Below are 9,373 nucleotides of genomic sequence, written 5' to 3' on the forward strand. Positions count from 1 at the left end.
CCGTGGTGACCTCCACCACCGTGACCGCCACCACCCCCGTGATGGCCTCCGCCACCGCCGTTGTGACCGCCACCTCCGTGGTGACCCCCTCCACCACCGTGATGGCCACCGCCACCACCATGGTGACCCCCGCCGCCCGGAGGCGTGCCGTGGTCGTGGCCGCCCCCGCTCCAACTCCCGTCGTTGGCGCAGTCGTTGCCGGTCGCGGCGTTGCCGATGCCGATGACGTCGACGCTGTTGCCGCACACGTTCACCGGCACGTCGATCGGTACCTGGACGTGGTTGCCCGAGCCGACACCGGGCGAGCCGGAGGCGTGTCCGCCGGCGTGCGCGCCCCCTGAGCCGCCGTGCGCTCCGTGTCCGCCGGAACCGCCGTGTCCACCGGAACCGCCATGGCCGGCGGAGCCACCGGAACCGTAGCCACCGCCGTAGCCGCCCGAGCCGTAACCACCGCCGTCGCCGTAACCACCGCCCGACGAGCCATGACCGCCGCCATGAGCACCGCCATGGCCGCTACCGCCGGTGCTGCCCCCGCCCTGGTTGCCGCACTTGTTGCCGACCGCCGGGTTGAGGATCCCGACCACGTTCACGGTGTTGCCGCAGACGTTGACCGGCACGTGCACCGGTGCCTGCACGGTGTTGCCGGACAGTACGCCCGGCGAGTCCGAAGTGGAGCCGACGGCGCCCGAGTCCGCGTGGGCGACACCGCCCGCGGCGGCGATCACCCCGGTCGCGGCCGCCATGGTCATCAAGCTCTTTCGAGTGACCTGTCGCATTGCTGAATTCCCCCCTGCCTTTATTCCTGACTGAAATTCCTCACGCGATTTCTCGCGCAAAGACCGTCGGCCCCGGAGCGCATGGCGCGCGCTCCGGGGCCGAGGACGTGGTCACCCCTCAGAGGGGCGACGTCACTTGTTGACGCAGGTGTTGCCGAAGGCGGGGTTCAGCAGACCGATCACCGAGATCGTGTTGCCGCACACGTTCACCGGGACGTGCACGGGCACCTGGATGACGTTGCCGGAAACGACACCCGGGGAGTGCACGGCGGCACCCTGGGCACCCGCGTCGGCGACGGCCAGGCCCGCTCCCGCGAGAACCAGGCCACCGGTGGCAGCCGCAGCGGCGACGACCTTCTTGATCATTATTCCTCCTTGTTGGCAAAAGCGATCTCGTGTTGCCGATCGCATCACCTGTAACGAGGAGGGAGTAATGGAGCTACGAGCTTATGAGCACATTCACTCGTCCCAGTCACCCCCGCACGCGCGATCGATTACCGCCGTCAACGCGTGCTTCACGACGTCACGACGCATGCTTCACGACGTCACGGCGCGTGCAGAACCGCGTCACGACACGCGCCGCACGACATCACGACGCGTCGATGAACCGGTCCAGCACTCGCACCCCGAACTTCAGCCCTTCCACCGGCACCCGCTCGTCGACCCCGTGGAACATGCCCGCGAAGTCCAGCTCCGGCGGCAGCTTGAGCGGGGCGAAGCCGAAGCCTCGGATGCCCAGGTCGTCGAAGGACTTGGCGTCCGTACCGCCGGAGAGCATGTACGGGATCGCCTTCGCGGTCGGGTCCTCGGCAAGCAGCGAGGACTGCATGGCCTCGACCAGTGGCCCGTCGAAGGAGGTCTCCAGGGCCTTGTCGGAGTGCGTGCCCTCACGCTTCACGTTCGGCCCGAGAATCCGGTCGAGGTCGGCGAAGAACTCCTCCTTGTGCCCGGGCAGGAACCGCCCGTCGACGTGCGCGGTGGCCTCGCCGGGGATGACGTTGACCTTGTAACCGGCGTTCAGCTGCGTCGGGTTGGCGGTGTTGCTGAGCGTGGCGCCGATCAGCTTGGCGATGCCTCCGAGCCGCTTGAGGGTGGACTCCATGTCCTCGGGGTCGAGCTGGGTGCCGAGCGCGTCGCCCAGTTCGTCGAGGAAGGCCCGCGTCGTCTTCGTGACCCGTACCGGGAACTTGTGCCGGCCGATACGGGCGACCGCCTCCGACAGCTCGGTGATCGCGTTGTCCCGGTGGATCATCGACCCGTGCCCGGCGGTGCCGGCCACGGTCAGCTTCATCCAGTGCATGCCCTTCTCGGCCGTCTGGATCAGATAGAGCCGCCGCTCCTCGCTCACCGTGAACGAGAACCCGCCGACCTCGCTGATGCCCTCGGTGACACCGTCGAACAGCTCGGGGTGGTTGTCGACGAGGTGCCGCGCCCCGTACGTACCGCCCGCCTCCTCGTCCGCGAGGAACGCGACCACGATGTCGCGCGGAGGCCTGCGCCCGCCGCGCAGCCGGTCGCGGACGACCGCCAGGGTCATCGCGTCCATGTCCTTCATGTCGACCGCGCCACGCCCCCACACGCACCCGTCGGCGACCTCGCCGGAGAAGGGGTGGTGGGTCCAGTCCGCCGCGTTCGCCGGTACGACGTCCAGGTGGCCGTGGATGAGGAGCGCGGGCCGGGAGGGGTCCGTGCCCTCGATCCGGGCGACCGTGGAGGCGCGTCCGGGGTGCGACTCGAAGATCTGCGGTTCGAGGCCCACCTCGGCGAGCTGCTCGGCGACGTACTCGGCCGCCTTGCGCTCCGCCGGCCCCGAGTGGTCGCCGTAGTTGCTGGTGTCGAACCGGATCAGCTCGCGGCAGAGGTCCACGACCTCGTCCTCACCGGTGACGCCCTTGGCCGTGTCCGTGTCGCTCACGCTGCTTCCTCCCACTGCTGTCACTGCCGGCGGTTCCCCCTCATCCTCTCTCTCCGGCCGGTCGCACCCAAGCCCCGTCCAGGCCCGTCACACGCCGTTCACGCGGGACGGGGGTGGGAACAGGGGGTGATCGGCCACCCCCGGAAGCCTGGTAATGTTTCCTTCGTCGCCGCGGGGGAAACCACGCGCGACAGACACCTTGTCCGGGTGGCGGAATGGCAGACGCGCTAGCTTGAGGTGCTAGTGCCCTTTATCGGGCGTGGGGGTTCAAGTCCCCCCTCGGACACATCGTCGGCGAGGGCCGCGACCACCAAGGTCGCGGCCCTCGCCGGTTTTGTGGGGGATGTCTCCCCCGGCCCGAAGATCACCAGGTCAGAGCGTCGCCGGACGCTCACGGAGTGCCTCCGTTCGGCTTCCCCGAGTGGCCGTCGGCGGGCGGGGCGCCTAGCGTCGTACTAAAATTTCCGGCTTGTTACGGAACGGAGCTGGAGCCGGACAACCCCAGGCATACCTGCGGGCCCGCCAGCACCCCGGAAGTTTCCGGGTTCGAGACGCGAGGACCGATGGCAGCCATACACGAGAGCAGTGCTCTCGGGCTTGACGAAGAGATCCGCACACAGTTCGGCGATACGGCACGATTCTCCGCGGCGCCCGCCGCCTCGGCCCGCACGCTGGTCGACATTTTCGACGCGTCCGTGCGGTCGTATCCCGACGAGCTCGCCCTGGACGACGGCACCGTCCGTCTCACCTACCGTGCGCTGGCCGTCGAGGTCGAGACCCTGCGTCGCACCCTGGCCGCCGCCGGTGTCGGCCTCGGCGACCGGGTCGGCGTGCGCGTCCCGTCCGGGACCAACGACCTCTACATCGCGATCCTCGCCGTCCTCGCCGCCGGTGCCGCCTACGTCCCCGTCGACGCCGAGGACCCGGACGAGCGGGCCGAGCTGGTGTTCGGCGAGGCCGATGTCCGGGCCGTCATCGGCGCCGAGCACGCGCTGACCGTGCTCGGGCACAGTGACGTCCCGGCCGCCCGGCCCGGTGTCGAGCAGGACGCGTGGATCATCTTCACCTCCGGCTCCACCGGCAAGCCCAAGGGCGTCGCCGTCACCCACCGCAGCGCTGCGGCCTTCGTGGACGCCGAGGCGGCCCTGTTCCTCACCGAGGACCCCATCGGTCCGGGTGACAGGGTCATGGCGGGGCTGTCCGTCGCCTTCGACGCGTCCTGCGAGGAGATGTGGCTCGCCTGGCGCTACGGCGCCTGCCTGGTGCCCGTCCCCCGCTCCCAGGTCCGCAGCGGCGCCGACCTCGGCCCCTGGCTGGTGGACCAGGACATCAGCGTCGTCTCGACCGTGCCGACCCTGGCCTCCCTGTGGGAGCCGGAGGCGCTGAACGACGTACGCCTGCTGATCTTCGGTGGTGAGGCCTGCCCGCCCGAGCTGGTGCAGCGGCTGGTCACCGAGGGCCGTGAGGTCTGGAACACCTACGGGCCGACCGAGGCGACCGTCGTCGCCTGCGCCTCCCTGATGACCGGCGACGAGCCGATCCGTATCGGACTCCCCCTGAACGGCTGGGAGTTGGCCGTCGTCGACGAGGCCGGGGTGCCCGTACCGATGGGCGGCAGCGGCCAGTTGGTGATCGGCGGGGTCGGTCTCGCCCGCTACCTCGACCCCGAGAAGGACGCGGAGAAGTACGCGCCTCTCGAGTCGCTGGGCTGGGAACGGGCGTACCGCAGCGGTGACTTGGTGAAGGCCGAGCCCGAGGGCCTGATTTTCCTCGGCCGTGCCGACGAACAGATCAAACTCGGCGGACGCCGGATCGAGTTGGGCGAGGTCGACGCGGCCCTCCAGGCACTGCCCGGAGTCGCGGGCGCCGCGGCCGCCGTACGAACTGCCCGCAGTGGCAACCAACTTCTCGTCGGCTATGTCGTCACGCAGGAGGGCTGGGACCAGGCCGCCGCCGTAGAGAAGCTGCGGGCCGAACTGCCCGCCGCACTCGTGCCGTTGATCGCGCCGGTCGAGGACCTCCCGACCCGCACCTCCGGCAAGGTGGACCGCAACGCACTGCCCTGGCCGCTCGAAGGCCTGGAGACCGGTGGCGCCAAGGAGCAGCTCTACGGCACGGAGGCCTGGCTCGCCGAGCAGTGGGCCGAGGTGCTGGGCATCCCCGTGAGCAGCGCGGCAGACGACTTCTTCGCGATCGGCGGCGGCAGCCTGGCCGCCGCCCAGCTGACCACCCGGCTGCGCACCCGCTACCCGAGCGCGGCCGTCCTCGACATCTACCAGCAGCCCACGCTCCGCAAGTTGGCCCGCCACCTGGAGGACTCGGCGCAGGGCGACGGCACGGCACGCGAGATCGCGCCGGTGCCGACCCGCGCCAAGGTGATCCAACTCCTCGCTCTGGTGCCCCTGTTCACCCTGGTCGGCCTGCGCTGGACGGTGGCACTGGCCGCCCTCGGCAACGTACTGGGCGGCTACGCCTGGCTGCCCACCGCCTCCTGGTGGCTGGTCGCCGCCGGGGCACTGCTCCTCTTCAGCCCGCCCGGCCGGCTCGCGATCTCCGCGGGCGGCGCACGCCTGCTGCTGCGAGGCGTGAAGCCGGGACGCTACGACCGCGGTGGCAGCGTCCACCTGCGGCTGTGGGCGGCGGAGCGGCTGGCCGAGTTCAGCGGCGCGACCGCGCTGACCGGCTCCTGGCTGGAGCGGTACGCGCGTGCCCTCGGCGCAAAGGTCGGGCCCGACGTCGACCTGCACTCCCTCCCCCCGGTCACCGGCATGCTCAAGCTGGGCCGCGGTGCCGCCGTCGAGTCCGAGGTGGACCTGTCCGGCTACTGGCTGGACGGCGACCGCCTGGAGATCGGCCCGACCAAGATCGGCGCGCACGCCGTCGTCGGCACGCGCAGCATGCTGTTCCCCGGCGCCCGGGTGGGCAAGCGGGCCGAGGTGGCGCCGGGTTCGGCCGTCACCGGCACGATCCCGACCGGCCAGCGCTGGGCGGGCGCCCCCGCCGTCAAGCTCGGCAAGGCCAAGCACAACTGGCCCAAGCAGCGCCCCCAGCGGGGCACGTACTGGCGCGTGATGTACGGCCTTACGGGCTTCGCGCTCACCATGCTGCCGGTCGTCGCGGGCGCCGTAGCACTCCTGGTGACCAGCCTGTTCGTGGCACCGGGCGACGGTCTCGGCGAGGCACTGCGGGGCGCGTCCCTGGCCCTGGTCCCGGCGACGCTCGCCTTCGGGCTGACGTACGCGCTGCTGATCCTGATCGGTGTACGGCTGCTCAGCCTCGGCCTGCGCGAGGGTACGCACCCCACGCACAGCCGGATCGGCTGGCAGGCGTGGACGGTCACACAGCTGATGGACCTCTCCCGCGAGACCCTGTTCCCGCTGTACGCCGGGCTGGCCACGCCGGTGTGGCTGCGGCTGCTCGGGATGCGGATCGGGCGCGGCGCCGAGGTGTCGACCGTGCTCGCGCTGCCGAGCCTGACGACCGTCGGTGAGGGCGCGTTCCTGGCCGACGACACGTTGACCGCGCCGTACGAACTCGGTGGTGGCTGGGTGCGGATCGGGCGGGCCGAGATCGGGCGGCGGGCGTTCCTCGGGAACTCCGGGATGACCGCGCCCGGGCGGAGCGTGCCGGACGGCGGGCTCGTCGGGGTGTTGTCGGCGACGCCGAAGAAGGCGAAGAAGGGCACGTCGTATCTGGGCCTGCCGCCGGTGAAGCTGCCGCGCAGCACGAGCGGCGGCGACCAGAGCCGGACGTACGACCCGCCGGCCAAGCTGCTGTGGGCGCGCGGGCTGGTCGAGCTGTGCCGGATCGTGCCGGTGTTCTGCTCGGCGGGTCTCGCCGTGCTGACGGTGGCCGCGCTGTGCGCGCTGGGGGTGTGGGCGCCGCTGCTGTCGGGGCTCGTGCTGCTGGCGGTGGGTGGTCTGGCCGGGCTGATCTCGATCGTGGCCAAGTGGACCCTCGTGGGACGGCACCACGGTGCCGAGCACCCGCTGTGGAGCGGTTACGTGTGGCGCAACGAGCTGGCGGACACCTTCGTCGAGGTCGTGGCGGTGCCGTGGCTGGCCGGGTCCGTGCCGGGTACCCCGGTGCTGACGGCCTGGCTGCGCGGGCTCGGCGCGCACATCGGCAAGGGCGTCTGGGTGGAGAGCTACTGGCTGCCCGAGACCGACCTGGTGACCTTGGAGGACGCCTCCACGGTGAACCGCGGCTGTGTGCTCCAGACGCACCTCTTCCACGACCGGATCTTGCGGACGGATACTGTGGTCCTCCGTGCGGGCGCGACGCTGGGTCCTGGCGGAATCGTCCTGCCCGGCAGCGAGGTCGGGGCGCGCACCACTCTGGGCCCCGCGTCACTCGTGATGGCGGGGGAGTCCGTTCCGGACGACACCCGCTGGCTGGGCAATCCGATCGAGTCATGGCGATCCTGAGGACAGGTCACGCGGCGTCGGCTTCGGAGGGCGGTGCACGGGTACGAGATACGAGCACAGCGCAGGGAGCAGACGCAGCAGTGACCGTTCAGCAGGCGGCAGGTCCGGACCCGTACTTCCCGGCAAACGGCGATGCCCGCTACCGGGTGCACCGCTATGAGCTGGCGCTGGACTACCGCCCCGGCCCCAACCGGCTGGCCGGCACGGCCCGTATCAACGCCATAGCGGGCCGTGCGCCGCTGCCCGAATTCCAGCTGAACCTGGGCGACTTCAAGATCGGCCGGATCCGGGTGGACGGCCGCCAGCCGCACTACACGCACCGCGGCGGCCGACTCCGCGTCCGGCCCGCGAAGCCGCTGCGGGCCGGTGCCGCGTTCACCGTCGAGGTGCACTGGTCGGGCAATCCCAAGCCGGTCGCCAGTCCCTGGGGCGGCCTGGGCTGGGAGGAGTTGACCGACGGGGCGCTGGTGGCGAGCCAGCCGATCGGGGCGCCGTCCTGGTACCCGTGCAACGACCGGCCCGCCGACAAGGCCTCGTACCAGATCTCGATCACCACGCCGTCCGCGTACGCGGTGGTGGCGGGCGGCAGGCTGCTGACCCGAACTACCAAGGCTTCGACGACCACTTGGGTGTACGAGCAGTCGGCGCCGACGTCGAGTTATCTGGTCGGGCTGTCGATCGGGAAGTACCAGACGGTACTGCTCGGCGACCCCGGGCTCGGTGGCGTCCCGCAGCACGGGCACATCCCGTCGGATCTACTCCCGGAGTTCTCAAGGGACTTCGCGCGGCAGCCGGCGATGATGGAGCTGTTCCAGGACCTGTTCGGGCCGTACCCCTTCGACGAGTACGCGGTCGTGGTGACGGAGGAGGAACTCGATGTCCCCGTCGAGGCACAGGGGTTGTCGCTGTTCGGCGCCAACCACGTTGACGGGGCCCGGGGTTCGGAACGGCTCGTCGCGCACGAGCTGGCGCACCAGTGGTTCGGCAACAGTGTGTCCATCGCCGACTGGCGGCACATCTGGCTGAACGAGGGCTTCGCGAAGTACGCGGAGTGGCTGTGGTCCGAGCGCTCGGGCGGCCGTACGGCCCATCAACACGCCGCCGCCGCACACCGGTTGCTGTCCACGCTCCCCCAGGATCTGCGGCTCGCCGACCCCGGCCGCAAGTCGATGTTCGACGACCGGCTCTACGAACGCGGCGGGGTCACCGTCCACGCGGTGCGCTGCGCGCTGGGCGACATCGCGTTCTTCCGCATGCTGCGCGGCTGGGCCAACCAGCACCGCAACGGCACGGTGACGACGGCGACTTTCACGTCCCATGCGTCGCGGTTCACTTCCGAGCCGTTGGATCAGCTTTTTGATGCGTGGGTCCATGGGACGCGGTTGCCTCCGATGCCTTCGGCGGAGACGGGGATCGCGGTCTGAGCGGTCAACTCCGTTGCGGGTAGGGAGCTGACGGAGTATCAAGTGGCTTCACGGGGGTGAGGTCATGACGTCTGCGTGGAGCCGGGGGTTCGCGGAGACGGGTGAGTGGCTGGAGGTCTACGGGGAGACCGAGCCGCAGTCCATTCCGCTGGAGAAACTACTCACCACGGAGATTGACACCGCACACCCGTTCACAGCGTTCCTGTACATCTGGACGTTCGGGTACCCGGAGGGCTACACACCGCAGGCCGAGGTCAGGCTGCTGTTCCCAGCCGCCGACGACTGGCGGGTGAAGGACGTCCAGGCTCTCGTGTACCACCTACCGCCGGTGCAGGACGAGCACACCTGGCGCACCGCGCTGGCAGAGGACCTGCAGGCAGTCAAACCTGCGCTGGAGGTCGCAGGCAAGATCACGGCCACGCTGGCTGGCTTACCCGAACTGAACACTGCGGCGGCCACGATCGCCCATCTGAAGATGCGAAGCGCGCCTCAGCTCAAGAAGGACGGCTGGTACGCGAAGAGGGTCCACCGGACCGTCGACGGAAAACTGCACCACGGGGTCGCGTGGGTACTGCCTGCGAAGTTCGTGGAACAGATCGGTACCCGGGTCACCGGAGCCCTCCTGGTGCAGTTCATCAACGCCACGGCCGCCGACAGCGAGCCCGTGAGCATAGGGTCACGCCTCCTTGCCTGCGCGAAACTCGACCGCACGAGACTCGGAATCACAAGGTCTAGCGTTGATCTGGCCTACGCGTCCCTGCCGCTTATCGTCACCCCAGAGAGCCCGTCGCCGTAGCCCCGGCACAATGGTCCCCATGCCCCAACCCACCC

At 70.2% G+C, this 9,373-nt stretch carries 6 protein-coding genes and 1 tRNA gene; 4 read left to right on the top strand and 3 right to left on the bottom strand.

Annotated elements, in window-relative coordinates; all coding sequences use genetic code 11:
• From JHN63_RS41100 to JHN63_RS41110, 3 genes are all read right to left on the bottom strand, one after another.
• Positions 1-776: chaplin (locus JHN63_RS41100; protein WP_234478453.1), on the bottom strand; the 776-nt coding region annotated here is incomplete at its 3' end.
• 132 nt (positions 777-908) lie between these two features.
• A complete protein-coding gene (gene chpH / locus JHN63_RS41105) occupies positions 909-1,142 on the bottom strand; it encodes a chaplin ChpH (RefSeq protein WP_110627083.1) in 234 nt (77 codons plus the stop codon).
• A gap of 223 nt (positions 1,143-1,365) precedes the next feature.
• The gene (locus tag JHN63_RS41110; RefSeq protein ID WP_200690228.1) at positions 1,366-2,691 is read right to left on the bottom strand and encodes a M20/M25/M40 family metallo-hydrolase; all 1,326 of its coding nucleotides are present in this window, start codon (positions 2,689-2,691) and stop codon (positions 1,366-1,368) included.
• 201 nt (positions 2,692-2,892) lie between these two features.
• Between JHN63_RS41110 and JHN63_RS41115 the strand changes: the two genes are divergently transcribed.
• The 4 genes from JHN63_RS41115 (at position 2,893) to JHN63_RS41130 (ending at position 9,338) form a co-directional block, all read left to right on the top strand.
• Positions 2,893-2,977 (top strand) — tRNA-Leu (locus tag JHN63_RS41115).
• Between the two features lie 277 nt (positions 2,978-3,254).
• Positions 3,255-7,118 (top strand): Pls/PosA family non-ribosomal peptide synthetase, encoded by a 3,864-nt coding sequence (locus tag JHN63_RS41120; protein ID WP_200690229.1) that lies wholly within the window; start codon positions 3,255-3,257, stop codon positions 7,116-7,118.
• Between the two features lie 80 nt (positions 7,119-7,198).
• The gene (locus tag JHN63_RS41125; protein WP_200690230.1) at positions 7,199-8,542 is read left to right on the top strand and encodes a M1 family metallopeptidase; all 1,344 of its coding nucleotides are present in this window, start codon (positions 7,199-7,201) and stop codon (positions 8,540-8,542) included.
• A 64-nt stretch (positions 8,543-8,606) separates the two neighbouring features.
• A complete protein-coding gene (locus JHN63_RS41130; protein WP_200690231.1) occupies positions 8,607-9,338 on the top strand; it encodes a hypothetical protein in 732 nt (243 codons plus the stop codon).
• Positions 9,339-9,373: the final 35 nt, after the last annotated feature.

The organism is Streptomyces sp. MBT65 (genome assembly GCF_016612545.1).
GTDB lineage: Bacteria > Actinomycetota > Actinomycetes > Streptomycetales > Streptomycetaceae > Streptomyces.